We start from the raw sequence: 18444 nt of genomic DNA, 5'->3' as shown, positions 1-18444 counted from the left end.
GATGACGGTGACCTTCCGGACGGACCGAGGTGCTGTCCCCACCGCGTATCCACAGCGGGCCCTCCGACACCTCCCGCCACGCCGGGAGAGCGCCCCGCCTAGGCTGGCGCCATGAACGCCGACGTGCTGCGCGCCGCCTACGGGGCCTTCGCCGCCGTCGTACGCCCCCTCGGGGACGAGGACTCCTGGCGGCCCACCGGATGCACGGGCTGGGCGGTGCGCGACCTGGTCTTCCACTGTGCCGGTGACGCCCAGCGGGCCCTGGTCGCCCTGCACACGCCCGCGGCCGGAGCAGCCGACCGGGACGCGGTGACCTACTGGCGGGACTGGGCGCCGGACCCGGTCGGCGCGGCGCACGGCCGACGCTGGAACCGGGTGTGCGCCGGGATGTTCCTCGACTTCGGCCAGCTCCGCGACCTCTACTCGGAGACCGCCGCAGCCACCGTGAACGCGGCCGCGGACACCCGGCCGGACCTGCGGGTCGCCACGCAGGGGCACGTGCTGACGGCCGAGGACCTGGTGCACACCCTCGTCGTCGAGGCGACCGTCCACCACCTCGACCTCGTCACCGACCTGCCGGAGGCCGCCGGGCCGTCCCCGGGGGGCCTGGCCGCGGTGCGCGCCACCCTGGACGGTCTCCTCGGCCGGCCCGTCCCGCTCGACTGGAGCGACGAGCACTACGCCCGCGCCGCCACCGGGCGCATACCGCTCACGGACGCCGAACGCCTCACGCTGGGCGCGGACGCGGACCGCTTCCCGCTCTTCAGCTGATCTGCCGGTCCTGTTCCCCGTCGCGGGCCGGGGGCCGCAGGGTGCCCTTCCAGCGCCCGAAGGTCTTGGAGAGCTGCTGCAACGGCGAGGTGGCCTCCGGATCGGCCCGGGGCTCGGGCACCGGGGCGCTCTCGCGGTAGATCGCCAGTGCCTCGTTGGCCCGCTCGGCGGCCTCCCGGTACAGGTCCCGGGACTTCGTCATCGCCTCCAGCGCCTCGGCGTACATCGCCACCAGCGCGCGCTCGCGTTCCAGCTCCTCGTGCAGGGTGAGGAGCTGCCACTGCTCCCGCAGCGCCGTCACGGCCGTCTCACCGCCGTCCGGCAGCGGCTTGGGCATCGCGGCGTAGCGCGTGACGGCCGCGATCAGTTCGGTGGGTTCCGAGCCGTCGAGGAACACACTGCGTACGGAGAAGTCCTGGCCGTCGTACCCCGGCGGCACCGGCGTCCCGGGCAGCACCACGGCACCGCCGCGCGGCACCTCCACGCCGAACTCCTTCACGGCCCAGTTCAGGACCCGGAGCTGGTGCGGCTGCGCCCGGTGCTCGACGACCCGGTGGCGCAGGCCCGGCGGCAGCATGTCCGCCAGCGGGCGGCGGCCGCGCTGGTCGGTGGTCATGGCCTCGTGGACGACGACGTGCACGGCCCAGCTGCGGCGCACGGCCTGCCGGAGCAGCCGCCGCACCTCCTTGTCCTCCTCGGGCAGCACGCTCAGGTCCCGCAGCCGCAGCCCGGTGGCGGCGTCGCGGTCCCAGAAGACGTCCTCGCCGTCGGGCCAGAACATGGTCGCCGGGGAGGGCCATCGCAGATCCCACGGCGCCTCCGCCTCGGCCGCCAGCACCCACTCCTGTCCGCCGCTCGACACGGGGGCGAGCGAGAGCCGGGCCCGGACGGTCACCTCACCGGCGACCCGCCAGCGGGCCTCGAAGATCCGCTCCGGGGCGTCCCCGGTCTCGGACGGCTCCTGGAAGTCGTCGAGGGTCGGGCTCTCCTTCAGTCGCTCCAGGTTCCGGCGCAGGACGTCGGCCGCGTCGGATCCGAGATGACGGCCGCGGGCCAGCCAGACGGTGGAGGGTGCGGGGTCTGCCGTGGGAGTGCTTGACATGGGTCCATCTGTGGAGGGGGTGGTGTGTGCCGGGGCCAAGTATCGTCGCCGCCGGCCCGTGCGGACCAGGCGGGTCCGGCAGACGGACACATCCGGCATGCGGTGCCCGTCCGCCCGGGTCACTCAACACGATCTGTCCCGTGCACACGGGGCGCACACGCCGTGCACCGAGCAACCGCCGTTCACTCGTGCCCTGTTCACGGCCCGGCACGCCAAAATGACCTCTCGAACAGGGCCCGCCCACCATCCGCATTGGGGCGGGCCCTGTTCGCGTGTCCCGCCCGGCGACTCTCGCGGTTCGGCTGGCTGAATATATCGGGAGCCGATATATTCAGGTTCATGGCACCGAGGAACATGACACAGGCGGCGTTCTTCGTACTGACCGCCCTCGCCGATCAGCCGCGGCACGGCTACGGCATCCTGCGCGAGGTCGAGGAGCTCTCCGAGGGGGCCGTGCAGATGCGTGTCGGCACCCTCTATGGCGTCCTGGACCGGCTCACCGCTGACGGGCTGATCGTGCTGGACCGCGAGGAGGTGCAGCAGGGCCGGCTCCGGCGCTACTACCGGCTCACCGACGAGGGGACCGCTGCCCTGGGCGCCGAGGCGGAGCGGCTGGCCGCCGGAGCGAGCGCCGCGAAGAAGCGGATCGCCGAGGGGCGTCGCAGTCCCGGAATCACCGACGCGCCCGCCACCGGGCCCGGACTCGCCGGAGGTCTGGCATGACGACGCTGCTCGAAGCCCGTTACCGCGCCGTCCTGCGCCTGCTGCCCGCCTACTACCGGCGCGAGCGCGAGGAGGAGATGGTCGAGACGTACCTGTGGGACGTCGACCAGGAGACCCAGGAGCAGAGCCGGCCCACCCTCGCAGAGGTGGGGAGCGTCGTCGCGCTGGCCGTGCGCAGCAGGCTCGGTGCGGGCGGGGCACCCCGCCGGTACGCCGTGCTCGGCTCCGCCGTCCGTCTCTTCGCGCTCTTCGCCGTCCTGCTCCAGGCGGCGTCCGCCGTGGTCGACCGCGTCCTGGGGCTGACCTGGGTGTCGACCCGGGGCGGGCGCCAGTGGGACATGTTCACGGACGGTTTCGTCGGCCACGGGGCGTGGGCCGGTGCCGGCGCGGTCGTCCAGTGGTTCTTCCCGCTGCTGTGGACGGTCGCCTACTTCGCCCTCCTGCGCGACCACCGCCGCCTCGCCCAGGTGTCGGCGCTGGTCGCGGCCCTGCCCACGCTCTGGCCGCTGGCCGATCTCTGGGCCCGCGACTTCGCTCCCTCGGACTCCGCCTACGTCGTCGCGGCCGCCGTGCTGGCCTGGGTGTCGGCGCTGGCGCTGTGCGCGGCCCACCACCGTGACGCGCCCCCGGCGGCTCTGCCCACGGGCGCGCCCGGCCTGGTCTTTGCCGCCTGCTGCGTGCTGATGGGCGGCTCCGTCGTGGCGCTGCCCGGCGGGGTCGACACCGTCTGGGCGCTCGTCACGTGCTACCTGGTGGCGGCCCTCGCCTGGCTGCTGTACCGCGTGCGGGGCGAGAACCGCGTCCCCGCCGGAGAGGCGGCGGCCCTCGCGGCACTGGGGCTGCTCCTCCTGGCGGTCCGGATCACCGCCGTCTACCCGTGGCTGGACGTGCTGCCCGGGGCGCTGCGCGTGGGGGTCCTGACCCAGGCGGCGGCCCTGGTCGCACTGACCGCCGCGCTGGCCGTCGTGAGCGGACGCGACCTGCTCAGCCGTGGTACGTGATGTACCCGTTGCCGTCCCGGTCGTCGGCGCTCTTGGTGTACGCGTGGGTGTCGGCGTGCGCACCCGAGGGCTTGTAGAGGCGGATCGTGTCCTTGTCGTTGTTCCAGAGGAAGTTGCAGTTGTTGCGGTAGACCACGTTGTTCGCGTCGGAGTCGGTGCCGCGGCCGCCGCGCAGCTTGACGTAGTCGCCGGGCTGGAGCGTGTGGTTCTTCGTGAACGTGAACTTGTTGCTGCTGGTGGAGTCCCTGACGACGTACCCCTTGAGGTTCACCGTCGCGGTCCGCGAGTAGTTCTTGATCGTCAGGTACTCCTCGTCGGTGTTGCCGGTGGCACAGCTGTTGGAGTCCCGGCCCGGGGCGTCGTACTGGACGCCCTTGACCTTCAGCGCCGACGAGTACTCGGTGGCGTGGGCCGGGATTGCCGTCAGTACGGTCAGCGCGCCCGCGGCCGCGACGGCGGCTATGTGTCCTCTGCGCATGGAAAAGCCCCCCTGTGAAGGTCTCGTGAAGAAGACCTGGAGCGTATACAACGTGGGGCGCCAAGGGGGGCTTTTCGGTTGAATCAGTAACCGACCCGGAATGTGGCGTCCTGCTTCTCGGTAGCGGTGGAGACCGGGTCGATGCGCAGCGCGTAGTTGGAGTGGCGCATGTAGCGGGTCGGGTTGTTGTAGGAGCGGAAGGAGGCCCAGCTCGTGTCCGCTAGGCCCGCCGTGCGGTAGAAGGTCGCGTCGCCGGCGAAGGTGGACGTGCCGTCGTTCGCGTCGAGTCGGAGCGCGTAGTCGTAGTGCCGCAGGTAGCGGTCGGGGTAGTTGACGGACCGGAAGGAGATGCCGGAGCTGTCGGCGAGACCCGGGACGAGGGTCCACAGGGAGTCCTTGTAGGGCTCGATCGGGTACTCGTCGATGCGGCCCGCGTAGTTGGCGTGGCGGACGTAACGGGCCGGGTAGTTGTAGGACTTGAGCCGGTTCCAGGCCGGCGCGCCCCACTTGGCGAGCAGGTTGGTGTACTCGGCCGTGGTGATGGTGGCGATGCCGCAGTGCTTGGAGTTGACCGGCTGGGTGTAGCTCTTCTGGTCGAGTGGGGTCCAGGTGCCGGTGGCGGGGCTGGTGGACTGCCAGGCGTAGAAGACGCCGTTGGGGGTGTAGGTGTCGCCCCACAGCCACCAGGTGCCGGTGGTCAGTGACTTCACCACCGTCGGTGCCTCGGTGCCGCCGTGGGCCACGCCCGCGCTGTACTCGGTGAAACTGCCCGGGCTCAGGGTGGTGGAGCGTGCGGAGACCAGGGTCTGGTTCTTCTTGTAGAAGAGGTAGTTGTAGCCATTGACGCCGACGGCCATGTCGCCGTCGATGACGTCGTAGCCGGGGTCGAAGAAGACCTGCGGGGCGGAGGCGGTGACGAAGTCACTGGTGTAGTTGACCATGATGACGTTGTGGCCGCTGCTGTTCACGGACGAGTAGATGACCGCGTACTGGCCGCGGCCCGCGTCCCAGAACGCCTCCGGCGCCCAGCTGTGGGTCGTCATGTCGTGCAGCTTCAGGCGCCGGTAGCCGGTGAAGGTGCGCAGGTCGGTGGAGTCCCAGACGTGGATGTACTGGCTGTTGTAGCTCCAGTCGGTGCCCTTGAGGTCGGTGGCGAGGACGACGAAGGTGCCGTCCTGTTTGCGCATCAGGAACGGGTCGCGCAGGCCGAGGGCGCCGGCGGTGGGGGTCACCAGGGGGCTGTTCTGGTTGAGGGGCGTCCAGTTGAGCCCGTCAGGGCTCACGGCCAGGTGGAGGCCGTAGTCGGTGCCGTCGCCGAGGTTGGTCGACTCGGTGAAGTAGACCATCGCGTACGCCGAGTCGGCGGCGTGGGCCGTGCCGGAACCGAGGGTCAGGGCGAGCGGCACGGCGGCCGTCATGCCCAGGAGGCCACGGCGGGACAGGTGGGGGTTTGCGCTCATCGGGGTCTCCAGGGTGGCGTGCGGGGGCACCTCGACTGCCGGTATTTCGAACGAAGTTCGGTAAATCGATCAGAACGTAGAGCCTGATCATGGGCGCGTCAATCGTCGCGCCGCTCTTTTGAGTTTCCTGTGTGCCCGGGGTGCTCGGGAGCGCCCCGGGCACAGGGGTCAGCGCTCGGTGTAGATGAAGCCGACCTTGTCGACCGCGTCACCGGAACGCCCGTGGAATCCGGCGATCTGCCGCCCGGCGGGGGCGGTACGGGTCACGCAGTCGGAGGTGGCGGTGCCGCCGGACAGTGAGCGGCCGAGGCTGGTGGTGAACTTCGCGTAGAAGATCCGCGTGTGGCCGTTGTACTCGCCCTGGCAGAGCTGGGCCGTGGTCACGTACTCGTCGCTGCCCAGGGTCAGGGAGGACGCGGTGCCGCCGGTCCCGCCGTGGGCGAGGGTGGTGCCGTCCGCCAGGGTGAGGCTCATCCGGTCGATCCGGGAGCCGCTGCGCAGACCGACGGCGGTGGCCCGGGCGCCCGCGGGGACGGCGGTGATGTCGTTGTAGTAGTCCCCGTGCGGGCCGCCGAACTGGTCGCTGAGCTGGTAGGCGGGGTTGCGCGACCAGGTGAAGCCGACGGTGATCGGGTCGTGGTCGGAGAGCATCAGGTTGTCGCCGTTGAGGAACTTGGCGTGCTCGTTGTTGTACGAGGTGGCGTTGAGGGAGACCAGTCGGCTGCTCCGGTAGAGGACCTTGTCGACGACCTCGCAGGTGTTGGGGACCGTCGTGCCGCTCTGGTCGCAGACCAGCGCGTCGCTGCCCTTGGCGGGCGAGGTGCCGCCGCGGACGAGCTGGACCCAGGGGTCGGTGAGTCCGTTGGCTGCGGCGAACTCGGCGATGGTGTCGCCGGTGCGGGTGTACCGGGTGTTGGTGTCGCCCATGACCACGACGGCGTTGCCCGCGGAGTGGGTCCTGATGAACGCGGTGAGCTGGTTGAGGTTGTCCGCGCGCGAGGCGAGGTCTCCGTCGCTGGTGCCCGCGTTGGTGTGCAGGTTGTAGAAGTCGACGTAGACCCCCTCGGCGAGCCGCTCCCGCATGAAGGTGAAGCCCTTGGGGGTCAGGCAGTCGCCCGAGTCCACCTGGCAGGAGTTCCAGCGCACCCGCTCGAAGTCGTCGGTGTCGTAGGGGATTTTGGACAGCGTGTTCAGGCCGCTGCCGATGCCGGCGCCGCCGCTCGTGGGAGTCCGGTAGGCGTGGTTCGTGTCACCCGCGTAGAGGTGGGCGTGATAGTTGAAGTCCTCCTCCACGTGGACGATGTCGTACGGCGCGATCCGCCGGCCGATCTCCGTGGTGCTCGGCTCGCGGGGCGTCGGTGCGCTGGAGATGGCCTCGGGCAGGCCGGCCACGTTGTAGCTGAGCACGCTGAAGGTGCCCGAGTCGGCGGCCGTGGCGGAGGGGGCGGCCGCGGTGAGTCCGCCGAGGACGGCGGCGGTCGCCGCCAGGGCGGGGAGGAGTCTGCGCATGGGGAGTGTCTCTCCTGGAGGAGTGGCGCGGGCAAGGGAGCGGGGCGGGACAGAAGTTACCGCTGGTTACCCCATGTTGTCGTGGTCCCGCGCACTCCCGCGCGGTCAAGTTCCCTGTCTGTGAACGGGTGTTGGGGCCACGCGTCCACCGCGGTTCATGTGGCCTTCACGCGCGGTGGCTGAATTTCGGTCCCGAGGACGCCGTGGTTCCGGGACGATACGGCTTGTGGAATTTCCGCGCGGCATATCTGTCTACGATATGAAGATCGTAGGGAGAGGGAACGCACGTGAGTGAACCACCAGTCCTCGTCTGCCCGGAGTGCGGGGCGCCCAGGGCGGCGGACGGCACTCCCTCCTGCTCCTGTGCGCACCGCGCCTCCGAGGCCCACCGCGAGTCCCGTACGGCTGAGGCGGCCGCGGCGGAGGACTTCGACCCGGTGCGCATACGCCCCTTCGTGGAGGTCGGCGAGGAACCGTCGGATCCTCAACCTCCCTTGCTCACTGGGTACTTGGCCGATGTCACCATGGTCCCGGCGGACCCGGGCGGGGCGTCCGGTGAGGAGCCGCACCCGGAGCCCCCGGCCGACAGTGGCCCCCACGGGCGCAGACGGCGGAACCTGGTCGTCGCCGGGGCGGGGGCGGCCGTCGCCGTTCTGGTCACCGGCGGATTCGTCGGCGGGCTCTTCACCTACGACGGTCCTTCCCGGGACGGCTCCGTGGCCGGCGGCGTGCGCGCGGGCGTGCCGGAGGCCCAGGTGTCGTCGAGCAGCCCGTCGGCCACGACCCCGTCCGTCACGGCGAGTTCGTCGCAGTCGTCCGCGCCGCCCTCCTCCTCGCCGAGCGCGGAGTCCGGTGACAGCGCTTCCCCGACGGTCACCGCCACCCCGACCGGGGCCCCGTCGAGCGCCGCCGCCACCGCCACGGCGGCCCCCGGTCCGACCGTGTCGAACGGTCAGCCTCCCGTGCTCGGCCTCGGCGACCAAGGGCCCGAGGTCGTCGAACTCCAGCTCCGGCTCCGGCAGGTCGGCGCCTACGACGGAGAGGCCGACGGCGATTTCGACCGGCAGGTCCAGAGCGCGGTGCGCACCTACCAGGTCACCCGCTTCATCCTGACGGACGAGTCCGGCGTCTACGGCCCGGCGACGCGCGCCAAGCTCGAGTCCGAGACCTCGGAGCCCTGACGGCCGAGTGCTACCTCCGCTGTCCGTCGGCAGGGTGCGCCCGGTCGTAGGGGCGGGGGTAGGCGGCCGGAAGGTAGGGGAGATAGCGGGCCGGTGAGGCCGGATCGGCGTGCCTGGAACGGGAGTTGAGGGCGGCCGGATCGGTGTCGCGCCAGTGGCCGCTGCTGATCCGGTCCTCCAGCGTGTGCAGGGCGGCGATCTGCTCGCCGGGGCTGAAGGTGCAGTGGCCCGCGTTGCCGACATAGCGCTGGCGCAGCAGGGGAGCCGAGCCCCCGGCCGTGGCGGTCCGGCGGTAGGCGCTCTCGGACTGCACCGGGATCAGTGCGTCGCCGGTGGTGTGGATGTTCAGCTGGGGCTTGGTGAGGCGCCCGGTGAAGGTGCTGGTTCGGCTCATCCAGTCGACGGCGTTGCGGTCGGCGCGGATGCGCGGGGTCCGGTCGAGGGTGTTGAGGTCGGACTTCAGGGACAGGCCGGCCTTCGTGTACAGCTCCTCGACCTCCTTCAGGTAGGGCGAGTTGCGGAGCATCGCGCGGTAGTCGACCCCGGTGTTCCACGACGGGTTGCCGCCCGCCCGGGACTCGGCCTCCTGGCGCCAGACGAACGCGGGGAACTGCACCAGCCCGACGAGGGCCTGGTACTGGTTCGACTGCTGGGCGTCCCGGTCGGTCGGCGCGGGCCGTGGCTGTGCGGGGTCGTTCCAGCCGGGGATGCTGTGCAGGGCGGCGGCGAGCGCGATGCGGGCGCGTCCCTGCGCGGTCCGCTGGGCTTCTGTGAGGACGGCCGTCATGGCGTCGGATGCCCGGGCCGCGGCGGTCGGGCTCGGCAGGCCCGTCAACGGGATGCCCGAGCCGGGCGCGAGGAGGGTCCGCAGCGCGAACACCGGGTCCAGCGTGCTGTTCCAGTTGGCGACACCGCCCTGGACCAGTCCGCACATCGACAGTGAGCCGGCGAGGCGGGACGCGTGGCGTTCCGCGAGGGCGGTCGTGACGAGACCGCCGTAGGAGGCGCCCCAGGCGATGGTCCGGCCGGCGCGTCCGAAACGGGCGGTGAAGGTGTCCAGGGTGGCGAGCTGGTCCGGGACGGCGTCGGTCACGGCCCAGCCGGTGGTGGCGTACGAGGACCCGATGAGGGCGTAACCCTCTTTCAGGAGAAGGGACTTCGTGGTGTCGTCGGGTGCGTTGCGGGCCGGGTTGGGGGCGCCGGCCGGGGTGTAGCCGTGGCTGTAGAGGAGGACCGTGCCGTTCCAGTCGGCCGGTACGTCCATGAGGTAGGCCGCGCCGGACGGCAGCCGGCCCTCGACGCGGGTGTCCTCGGCGGCATGGGCGGCCGGGGTGAGGGGGGCGGCGAGCAGCAGGGCCGCGACGGTGACGAGCGTACGGGTGCGGATGCGGTGCATCACGAGACGTGGGCTCCTTGGGCGCAGTCCGGTTGTCCTGCGGTCGGGGGGACTGACACCGGCGAAGGTAGGCGTGTACATTACGGGCGTCAATGATGTGCACAACATCAGTGAACGGGTCGTGAGGTGTTCCGCCGCCTCGTCAGGAGGGCCCCATGCGAAGGCGCTTGCTCGGACTTGCCGTTGCGGTGGTGACCCTCGCGGGCGCCGCCGGATGTGGCTCGTCGGACTCCGGGAGCGACGGGACGACGTCCGCGAGCGGAGGGAAGAAGACCCGGGTCACGGTGGGGGTCATCCCCATCGTCGACGTGGCCCCGCTCTATCTCGGCCAGAAGAAGGGGTTCTTCGCCGCCCGGGGGATCGAGCTGCGGACGGTGACCGCGCAGGGGGGTGCGGCGATCATCCCGGGAGTGGTGAGCGGTCAGTTCCAGTTCGGCTTCAGCAACACCACGTCCCTGATGCTCGCGCAGACCAAGGGCGTCCCCGTGAAGTCCGTGGTCAACGGGGCGGCGACCAACGGCAAGGTGGGGGCCGACGTGACCGGCGTCCTGGTGAGGAAGGACAGTCCGGTGAAGTCCGCGAAGGACCTGGCCGGACGCTCGGTCGCCGTGAACACCCTCCAGAACATCGGGGACACCACGGTGCGCGAGTCGGTGCGCGAGGCCGGCGGTGATCCGGCGAAGGTGAAGTTCGTCGAGATCCCCTTCGACCAGATGCCGGCCGCGCTGGACGGGGGCCGCGTGGACGCCGCGTGGATGGGCGAACCGGCACAGACGGTCGCCAAGGCGCAGGGCGCCCGGGTCGTCGCCTCGCCGTTCGCGGAGACCGACCCGAAGCTCACGGTCGCGACCTGGTTCACCTCGACGAAGATCGCGCAGCAGAACCCTGAACTGGTGCGGAAGTTCACCGAGGCCATGAGGGAGTCACTGGAGTACGCCACCGGCCACCCGGACGAGGCCCGGCAGATCCTCACCGTCTACACCAAGATCGGCGGCGAGGTGCTGAGCGAGCTCATCCTCCCGAGCTGGCCAGCCCAGGTCGACCTGGCCTCGTTGGAGAAGCTCGCCGCCCTCGGCGAGGAGGACGGCATCTTCGGCGACAGGAAGCCGGACATCCAGGCGCTGTTCTCCTGAGAGGCGGGCTCAGGCCTTGGCCCGCCGACCGCTGCGGCGCGGGGCGGGATCGGAGCCGCCCAGCAGTTCACGGCGGCGCTCCTCGCCGTGCTCCTCCACCTGGAGCACGACCTGCCGCAACCCCTCGGCGAGGTCACGGCACTCGCTGTCGCTGAGGCCGGCCGTCACGAAGGCCTCCTCCTCGTTGAACGCCGGGAACACCCGGCGCATCAGCTCCTCGCCCTCGTCGGTGAGCCTGAGCAGGACGAGCCGCCCGTCGGTGGGGTGCCCGGCGCGGCTCAGCAGCCCGCGCGACTCCAGGGTCCGCGCGACGCCGGTGAGCGTGCCCTTGGAGATCCCGGCCTCCTCCGCCACGTGCCGGGTCTCCGACTCGCCCCACACCCAGACGACCCACAGCACGACGAACGCCGTCCAGGTCAGGTCCGAGCCGCGCAGCACGGAGTTCTCCAGGTGCTGGCGCACCGCGGAGGCGGCCCGGTAGATGTTCGCCACGGCCGCCATCTGGTCCCGTCGGATCGGGAAACCACCGAGCTTCTCGGCCGCGAGCTTCTCGGCTTGGGTGATGGATCGCTGGCCGGGCACGGGCGGCTCCTTCGTCTGGCACAGGTCGTTCGAGGTCAAATTCTAGAGGGGGTGCCGCTCGGCCCAGAGGTCCGCGTCCCACTCCAGGAGCCGGACGAGGTCCTCGTCACTGGGGCGGGAGGCGGCCGAGGGGGTGTGGGTGCCCCGGGAGATGTTGCCGCTGACGGTGATGTTGTGCTCCACGCGCGGGCGTCGCAGCGTCTCGTAGAGGGTGAGCGCGGTGTCCGTGTCCGGGGCGTCCCGCAGGGACTTGGCGAGCACGACCGCGTCCTCCAGCGCCATCGAGGCGCCCTGGCCGGTCGCGGGCGAGGCCGCGTGGGCGGCGTCGCCGATGAGCAGGGTCCGTCCGGAGCGCCACCGGGCGCCGGTGGGGATCTCGGTGGCGTTGGTGACCATGAGGTCGTCGCCGGTGGCCGCGACGAGGTCCGCGGCCGGTGTGCCGTCCTTGCGCAGCAGCGGCAGCAACAGCTCGCGCCAGTCGGCGGGCGTGCCCTGCGCCAACTCCTCCGCGGACAGCGGGCCGCCGGTCACCCGGGCGAACCAGTACGCCTCCCCGTCGGGCGACACCGCGTAGCCGAACGCGGCCCCGCTGCCGCGGACCATGGTGATGCACGCGTCCGCGCCGGGAGGCACACCGGCGCGCGTGTAGCCGTAGAAGACGTACTGGCCGGCGTGGAACGGCCGCGTCCCCGGGGAGATCGCCTCTCGGACGGTGGAGTTCAGGCCGTCGGCGCCGATCAGCAGGTCGCCGGTCGCGGTGGTGCCGTCGGCGAAGTGCGCGGTGACCTCGTGGGGGCCGTCCTCGACGGAGACGAGCCGTGCGCCGTGCCGGACGGTGACACCGCGGCGTGCGGCCTCCGCCTGGAGCGCGGTGTTGAGGTCGCCGCGGCGCAGGCACCGGTAGTGCAGGAGCGGGTTGGAGACCTCGCCCATGGGCCCGTGCGCCCGCTCGGTGCCCGTGTCGTCGAGGACCCGCAGCGAGGTCAGCGGGAAGCCGATCGCGGTGACCGCCGCGGAGGCGTCCAGCTGGGCCAGGGCGCGCATGCCGTTGCTCGCCAGGGTGAGGAACGCGCCGATGTCCTCGGCGGAGTCGGGGTGGGACTCGTGCACGACGGCCTCGAAGCCCGCCCTGTGCAGCGCCAGAGCCGCCGCCGTACCGGCGATACCGCCGCCGATGACCAGTACGCGTGCCACACCCACCCCGTTCGTCCCGCGTCGGCCCGCACGGTCGTACGGGCACGAGGGGAACGACGGGCCGACGGCGAGGGTTCCGGACACGGCACGACGCCGGCCGCGCCGCCCCTGCGGGGCTTCGGCACGGTCGGCGTCGCGATCGGGTCAGGCGCCGCTCTCGCGCAGCATGTCCTCGCGCTCGACGAGCTTCACGCGCTCGCGGCCCTGGGGCTCGCCCAGCGCCTTCTCGGCGGCGTCCAGCTTGTACCAGCCCTCCCAGGTGGTAAAGCGGACGTTCCGCTCGGCGAGGAACGCGTCCACCGCCTCCGGCTCGGGCGAACCGGGCGTCTGGAGGCGGTCGTTCGCGAAGTCGTCCAGCAGGTTCGACACCGTCTCGTTGGCGTCGCCCTTGGTGTGGCCGATGAGTCCGACCGGGCCGCGCCGGATCCAGCCGGTGACGTACGTCGACGGAAGGTGCTCGCCGCTCTCCTGCATGACCCGGCCGCCCTCGTCCGGGACCGTGCCCGAGTCGATGTCCCAGGGCAGCTTCGGGAGCTTGTCGGAGAGGTAGCCGACCGCGCGGTAGACCGCGGTGACGTCCCAGTCCTTGAACTCGCCGGTGCCCTTGACGTTGCCGGTGCCGTCCAGTGCGGTGCGCTCGGTGCGCAGGCCGACGACCTTGCCGTCCTCGCCGAGGATCTCCGAGGGCGACTCGAAGAAGTGCAGGAACAGCTTGTGCGGGCGGTCGCCGACATCGCGGATCGCCCAGTTCTCCAGGGTCTTGGCGACCATGTCGGCCTGCTTGTTGCCGCGGCGGGTCTCGATCGAGCCCTCGTCGTAGTCGATGTCCTCGGGGTCGACGATGACCTCGATGTTGGGGGAGTGGTCCAGCTCGCGCAGCTCCATCGGGGAGAACTTCGCCTGCGCCGGGCCGCGGCGGCCGAAGACGTGGACCTCCAGCGCCTTGTTGGCCTTCAGGCCCTCGTAGACGTTCGGCGGGATCTCCGTCGGCAGGAGTTCGTCGGCCGTCTTGGCGAGGATGCGGGCCACGTCGAGGGCGACGTTGCCGACGCCGAGCACGGCGACCTTCTCGGCCTCCAGGGGCCAGGTGCGGGGCACGTCCGGGTGGCCGTCGTACCAGGAGACGAAGTCGGCGGCACCGTAGGAGCCGTCGAGGTCGATGCCCGGGATGCGCAGCTCGCGGTCGGCGGTCGCGCCCGTGGAGAAGATCACGGCGTCGTAGAACGCGCGCAGGTCGTCCAGGTTGATGTCGGTCGGGTAGTCGACGTTGCCGAACAGACGGATCTGCGGCTTGTCGAGCACCTGGTGCAGGGCCGTGATGATGCCCTTGATCCGGGGGTGGTCCGGAGCCACGCCGTAACGGATCAGTCCGAACGGGGCCGGCATCCGCTCGAAGAGGTCGATGGAGACACCGGGTTCGGCGGCCGCATCGGACTTGAGCAGCGCGTCGGCGGCGTAGATCCCGGCGGGGCCGGCTCCGACGATGGCTACCCGCAGGGGGCGGGGCATGATCAGGTTCCCTTCGAGCGGTGACAGATCAACTCGGGGGAAGCCTAAGCTAAGGCAAGCCTAAGTCGGTACGCGGGTCCGGTCTATGAGCTCATAAGATCACTTTATGGGCAGATGCAGGGTCCCGAATCCGGTCACGGCAGCGGCTGTTCCGCCCAGATGACCTTGCCGGCCGGGGTGTACCGGGTGCCCCACCGCTCGCTGAGCTGGGCCACCAGGAACAGCCCGCGGCCGCCCTCGTCGGTCATGGCCGCGTACCGCAGATGCGGTGAGGTGCTGCTGCCGTCGAAGACCTCGCAGATCAGGGTGCGGTCGTACAGCATGCGGACGTGGATGGAGTCGCCGCCGTAACGGATCGCGTTGGTGACCAGCTCGCTCAGGATCAGTTCCGTGGTGAACGCGAGCTCGTCCAGGTCCCAGCGCGCGAGCTGCCGGGACACGGCGGCCCGTACGTCGGAGACGGCCGCCGGGTCCGCGGGGACCTGCCACTCGGCGATCCGGTCGGCGGCGAGCGCCCGGGTGCGGGCCACGATCAGGGCGATGTCGTCGGTGGCCCGGGACGGCGGCCGCGCGTCCAGCACGGCCCGGCACGTGTCCTCGGGCGAGGGGCCAGCCTGCGCCAGGGAGGCGCGGAGCAGCTCCAGTCCGACGTCGATGTCGCGCTCCCGGTCCTCGACGAGCCCGTCCGTGTACAGCACCAGACGGCTGCCCTCGGCGAGTTCCAGGTCGGCCGTCTCGAACGGCAGGCCGCCGAGGCCGAGCGGGGGGCCGGCGGGCACGTCGGGGTACTCGACACGGCCGTCGGGATGGATGACGGCGGGCGGCGGATGGCCCGCGCGGGCGATGGTGCACAGCCGGCTGACCGGGTCGTAGACGGCGTACAGGCAGGTCGCCCCGGTGACCGGGGAGTTGCCGCTCTCCTCCGCCTCGTCCTGGTCGATGCGGGCGACCAACTCGTCGAGCAGGGCGAGCAGTTCGTCGGGCGGCAGGTCGAGGGCGGAGAAGTTGTGCACCGCCGTGCGCAGCCTGCCCATGGTGGCCGCCGCGTGCAGCCCGTGGCCCACGACGTCACCGACCACGAGCGCGACCCGGGCACCGGACAGCGGCAGCACGTCGAACCAGTCGCCGCCCACCCCGGCCTGCGCGGGCAGGTACTTGTAGGCGATGTCCAGGGCGTCCTGCTCGGGCAGCCGGCGCGGCAGCAGACTGCGCTGGAGCGTCACCGCCATGGTGTGCTCGCGGGTGTAGCGGCGGGCGTTGTCGATGGAGACCGCGGCCCGCGTGACGAGTTCCTCGGCGAGGGCGACCTCCTCGGTGTCGAACGGCTGGGGCTTGTCCGAGCGCCAGAAGCTCACCGTGCCCAGGACGAGGTTGCCGGCCCGCAGGGGGACGGCGATCAGCGAGTGGATGCCGTACTCCATGACGTGGGCGGAGCGCTCCCGGTCCTGCGCGTGCCACCCGGTGGCCTCGGTGAGCCGCGGCTCCAGGACGGCCCGGCCGCTGCTGATGCCGCGGGCCTGGGGAGCGGAGTCGACCAGGGGGATGCGCTCGCCGACCTTGTACAGCGGCGCGTCCTCGCGGATGCCGCTGAGCGCGGTCCGGCGCAGGGTGGTCGCCGCCTCCGGCTGGCCCCCGCTGAGCACCGCGTCGAAGAGGTCGACGGTGGCGAAGTCCGCGAACCTCGGCACGGCGAGCTCGGCGAGCTCCTCGGCGGTGCGGGTCACGTCCAGGCTCGTGCCGATGCCCACCGTGGCGTCGTACAGCATGTCGAGGCGCTCGCGGGCCACCTCGGCCCGCCCGGACAGGGCCCGCAGCTCGGTCGAGTCGCGCAGGGTGGCGACACTGCCCGGGGGCCCGCCCTGGATGTCGGTCGGCCGCTGGTTGACGGCCAGGAGGCGGTCCTTGACCCGGTGCACCTCGTCGGTGGCGACCCGGCCGGAGGCCAGCAGCCCGGCGGTGTCGGCGGGGAGCGCGAGGTCGAGGACGTGCCGGCCCTCGGCGTCCGCGGGCAGGTCCAGCAGCCGGTGCGCCTCGTCGTTGGCGAGCAGCAGCCTGCCCTCGCCGCCGACGATGAGCACGCCCTCGCGCACGGCGTGCAGCACGGCGTCGTGGTGCTCGTACATGCGGGTCATCTCGTGCGGGCCCAGCCCGTGCGTCTGGCGCAGCAGCCGTCTGCTGACCAGTGCCGTGCCCGCCGTGGCCAGCGCGAGCGCGACCGCGGCCGCCATCAGGAGCAGCGGCACCTGCTCGTCGGCGGTGCCGCCCACCTTGGCGGTGGTGATGCCGGCCGACACCAGGCCCACGACCTTGCCGTCGTCCTTGATCGGGACCACCGCCTGCACGAGCGGCCCGATCGTGCCGGTGATGTCCTCGGTCACCACGCGTCCGGCCAGCGCGGGGGCGATGTCCCCGACGAACTTCTTGCCGATCCGGTCCGGCTTGGGGTGGGTGTACCGGATGCCGTCGGTGTCCATGACGACGATGAAGTCCACGTCGGTCGCCAGCCGGGCCGCCTCGGCGCGCGGCTGGAGCACCGCCGAGGGGTCGGGACCGGCGAGGGCTTCCGCGGTGCCGGGGGCGTTGGCGAAGGCCTGGGCGACGGCCACCGAACGGTTGCGGGCCTCGATGGTGCTGTCGTGCCGGACCTGGAGCACCAGGGCCACCACCGCTGCCACCACCAGCAGCAGCACGATCACGACCTGGAGGACGAAGACCTGCCCGGCCACGCTGCGGCCGCCGACCGCCGCCCGCAGGGCTCCCGGCTGCCGCCGCGTCCGGGCCCCGTCGCGCTCCACCCGCGTGGGCGAACTGCCCTTCAGCGGGCCCTCGTGCCGGTCGTGAGCGTCGTCGGGTGTCTGCGGTGGGCGGGGACCGCCGGGGCGACGGGCCGACCCGCCCCCGAAGCGGCCCAGGAGTCGGACCATGTGCCCATGTCTACACTGCCTCGCCCCAGGAGGCGAGGGTCGTCACACGGTGTGACAGAACATGAACAAACCCGCCAGACCGTCCTCACAGCGACTTGGTCGGTGCCGCCCGACGGGTGGCGAGCAGCAGCGCGATGTCGTCGGGGCGGTCCAGGGCGTGCCGGGCCTTGGCCGTGAGCCGGTCCGCCACGCCGGCCAGGAACCGGCTGCCCGGCCGGGCAGCCGGAGCGCCGGCCCTCGCGAGGGCCACGCGCAGGGCGGAGATGCCCTCGTCGATGTCGCTGCCCGGCCGTTCCACCAGCCCGTCGGTGTAGAGCGCCAGGATCGCGCCGGGCTCCACCCGGAGCTCGGTCACCGGATAGCGGGCCCGCGGTGCCACCCCGAGGACCACCCCGCCGGGCAGGTCCAGGACCCGGGTGCGGCCGTCGGGGCTGCGGAGCAGGGGCGGGGGGTGCCCGGCGCGGGCCGCCCTGGCCACCCCGGTGGCCGGGTCGAGCCGGATGTAGCAGCAGCTTGCGAACAGGCCGGGATCGAGGTCGATGAGGAGATGGTTGGTGCTGGCCATGACCTCGTCCGGCGGCCGGTCGCCCAGCGCGAACGCCCTGACCGCGGTGCGCAGTTGGCCCATGGTGGCCGCCGCCTGCACCCCGTGCCCCTGGACGTCCCCGATGACCAGGGCCAGCCCGTCGCCGGACTCGACGACGTCGTACCAGTCACCGCCGACGTCCATCCCCGCGGTGCCCGGCAGATAGCGCCCGGTCGTCTCTAGCTGCGGGTGCGCCGCGAGACGGCGGGGGAGGAGCGCCTGCTGGAGGCCGCGGGCGAGCACGGTCTCCGACTCGTAGCGCTGTGCCTTCTCCATGGCGTGGGCGATGAGTCCGGCCAGCGCGGTGAGCACGGTGCGTTCCTCGGTGCTGAAGCTGCGCGGCCGGTCGAAGCCGAGGATGCAGGAGCCGACGGGGCGCCCGGAGGCGATCAGCGGCAGGAAGGCGCGGGCGCCCTCGGTGGCGTCCAGGGCGATGCCGGGGTAGGCGGCGGTGAGCTGTTCCATCGAGTCGAAGAACAGCGGGCGGCCGGTGGTGAGGGTCTCCACGCCGGGCAGGCGCGCGCCCAGGTCCACCCCCTCGAAGGGCGCGAGGAAGCCCTTGGGGAAGCCGGTCTCCCATTCCAGGTACAGGTGCCGCTCCTGGAGCAGGTAGATCGCGAGCCGGCGACCGCCGAACGCGGGCAGCAGCTCCCGCATCACGACCGCGGACACCTGCCGGGCGGTGACCGCCTCGGTCAGCGCGATGGCCAGCGCGATCGGCCGGTACAGGGGCGCCAACGGGCTCCCGCCCGCCTCCCCGTCCTCCTGCCCCGCTGGACTGTCCGCGACCCGGCTCGCGGTCCGGACCGGCTGGCCAGCACGGTCCGGACCGGGATGCACGGAGACGGCGAGCCAGTCCCCTTCGTACGCCCGCGGGGCGGGCTCGGGGTCCGGC

General features: G+C 72.0%; 15 protein-coding genes. 5 read left to right on the top strand and 10 right to left on the bottom strand.

Going from position 1 to position 18444, the window contains the following annotated elements; translation table 11 throughout:
• Positions 1 to 111: 111 nt before the first annotated feature.
• Positions 112 to 771, top strand: coding sequence for a maleylpyruvate isomerase N-terminal domain-containing protein (locus AOJ26_RS11290; protein WP_053848099.1), 660 nt, complete (start codon positions 112 to 114; stop codon positions 769 to 771).
• On the opposite strand, the gene AOJ26_RS11285 is transcribed toward AOJ26_RS11290, so the two are convergent.
• The gene (locus tag AOJ26_RS11285) at positions 764 to 1873 is read right to left on the bottom strand and encodes a hypothetical protein (protein ID WP_053848098.1); all 1110 of its coding nucleotides are present in this window, start codon (positions 1871 to 1873) and stop codon (positions 764 to 766) included. The two genes, AOJ26_RS11290 and AOJ26_RS11285, sit on opposite strands and share 8 nt — an antisense overlap.
• 354 nt (positions 1874 to 2227) lie before the next feature.
• Here AOJ26_RS11285 and AOJ26_RS11280 point away from each other — a divergent pair, with 354 nt between their 5' ends.
• Together AOJ26_RS11280 and AOJ26_RS11275 are read left to right on the top strand one after the other, a co-directional pair.
• Positions 2228 to 2596, top strand: coding sequence for a PadR family transcriptional regulator (locus tag AOJ26_RS11280; RefSeq protein ID WP_053848097.1), 369 nt, complete (start codon positions 2228 to 2230; stop codon positions 2594 to 2596).
• Complete coding sequence (locus tag AOJ26_RS11275; RefSeq protein WP_053848096.1) at positions 2593 to 3597, top strand: hypothetical protein; 1005 nt, start codon at positions 2593 to 2595, stop codon at positions 3595 to 3597. The genes AOJ26_RS11280 and AOJ26_RS11275 overlap by 4 nt, the downstream gene beginning before the upstream one ends.
• Here AOJ26_RS11275 and AOJ26_RS11270 read toward each other — a convergent pair.
• From AOJ26_RS11270 to AOJ26_RS11260, 3 genes are all read right to left on the bottom strand, one after another.
• On the bottom strand, positions 3581 to 4075 hold the full coding sequence (locus tag AOJ26_RS11270; RefSeq protein WP_053848095.1) for a lamin tail domain-containing protein: 495 nt from the start codon (positions 4073 to 4075) through the stop codon (positions 3581 to 3583). The two genes, AOJ26_RS11275 and AOJ26_RS11270, sit on opposite strands and share 17 nt — an antisense overlap.
• Before the next feature lie 83 nt (positions 4076 to 4158).
• Complete coding sequence (locus AOJ26_RS11265; protein WP_053848094.1) at positions 4159 to 5535, bottom strand: glycoside hydrolase family 43 protein; 1377 nt, start codon at positions 5533 to 5535, stop codon at positions 4159 to 4161.
• A gap of 168 nt (positions 5536 to 5703) precedes the next feature.
• Positions 5704 to 7044 carry a jacalin-like lectin gene (locus AOJ26_RS11260; RefSeq protein ID WP_053848093.1) on the bottom strand — a complete coding sequence of 447 codons (1341 nt, stop codon included), beginning with the start codon at positions 7042 to 7044 and terminating at the stop codon, positions 5704 to 5706.
• Positions 7045 to 7331: 287 nt separating this feature from the next.
• Here AOJ26_RS11260 and AOJ26_RS11255 point away from each other — a divergent pair, with 287 nt between their 5' ends.
• Positions 7332 to 8225, top strand: a complete 894-nt coding sequence (locus tag AOJ26_RS11255; RefSeq protein WP_053848092.1) for a peptidoglycan-binding domain-containing protein — start codon at positions 7332 to 7334, stop codon at positions 8223 to 8225.
• A 10-nt stretch (positions 8226 to 8235) separates the two neighbouring features.
• On the opposite strand, the gene AOJ26_RS11250 is transcribed toward AOJ26_RS11255, so the two are convergent.
• Positions 8236 to 9621: an alpha/beta hydrolase family protein gene (locus tag AOJ26_RS11250; RefSeq protein WP_053848091.1), complete on the bottom strand. Its 1386-nt coding sequence runs from the start codon at positions 9619 to 9621 to the stop codon at positions 8236 to 8238.
• A gap of 155 nt (positions 9622 to 9776) precedes the next feature.
• On the opposite strand from AOJ26_RS11250, the gene AOJ26_RS11245 reads away from it, so the two are divergent.
• On the top strand, positions 9777 to 10754 hold the full coding sequence (locus AOJ26_RS11245) for an ABC transporter substrate-binding protein (protein ID WP_053848090.1): 978 nt from the start codon (positions 9777 to 9779) through the stop codon (positions 10752 to 10754).
• A gap of 9 nt (positions 10755 to 10763) precedes the next feature.
• On the opposite strand, the gene AOJ26_RS11240 is transcribed toward AOJ26_RS11245, so the two are convergent.
• The 5 genes from AOJ26_RS11240 to AOJ26_RS11220 form a co-directional block, all read right to left on the bottom strand.
• Positions 10764 to 11336 carry a MarR family winged helix-turn-helix transcriptional regulator gene (locus AOJ26_RS11240; protein ID WP_053848089.1) on the bottom strand — a complete coding sequence of 191 codons (573 nt, stop codon included), beginning with the start codon at positions 11334 to 11336 and terminating at the stop codon, positions 10764 to 10766.
• A gap of 42 nt (positions 11337 to 11378) precedes the next feature.
• Positions 11379 to 12530, bottom strand: coding sequence for an FAD-dependent oxidoreductase (locus AOJ26_RS11235; protein WP_053848147.1), 1152 nt, complete (start codon positions 12528 to 12530; stop codon positions 11379 to 11381).
• 144 nt (positions 12531 to 12674) lie between these two features.
• Complete coding sequence (locus AOJ26_RS11230; RefSeq protein ID WP_053848088.1) at positions 12675 to 14039, bottom strand: FAD-dependent oxidoreductase; 1365 nt, start codon at positions 14037 to 14039, stop codon at positions 12675 to 12677.
• 134 nt (positions 14040 to 14173) lie between these two features.
• Positions 14174 to 16963: a SpoIIE family protein phosphatase/ATP-binding protein gene (locus AOJ26_RS11225; RefSeq protein WP_234358527.1), complete on the bottom strand. Its 2790-nt coding sequence runs from the start codon at positions 16961 to 16963 to the stop codon at positions 14174 to 14176.
• An 85-nt stretch (positions 16964 to 17048) separates the two neighbouring features.
• Positions 17049 to 18444: PP2C family protein-serine/threonine phosphatase (locus AOJ26_RS11220; RefSeq protein ID WP_159044261.1), on the bottom strand; the 1396-nt coding region annotated here is incomplete at its 5' end.

Source organism: Streptomyces sp. NRRL B-24085 (genome assembly GCF_001282115.1).
GTDB lineage: Bacteria > Actinomycetota > Actinomycetes > Streptomycetales > Streptomycetaceae > Streptomyces.
Note: the sequence above shows the minus strand (reverse complement) of the source record. Positions and strands in the feature narration are given on the sequence as shown.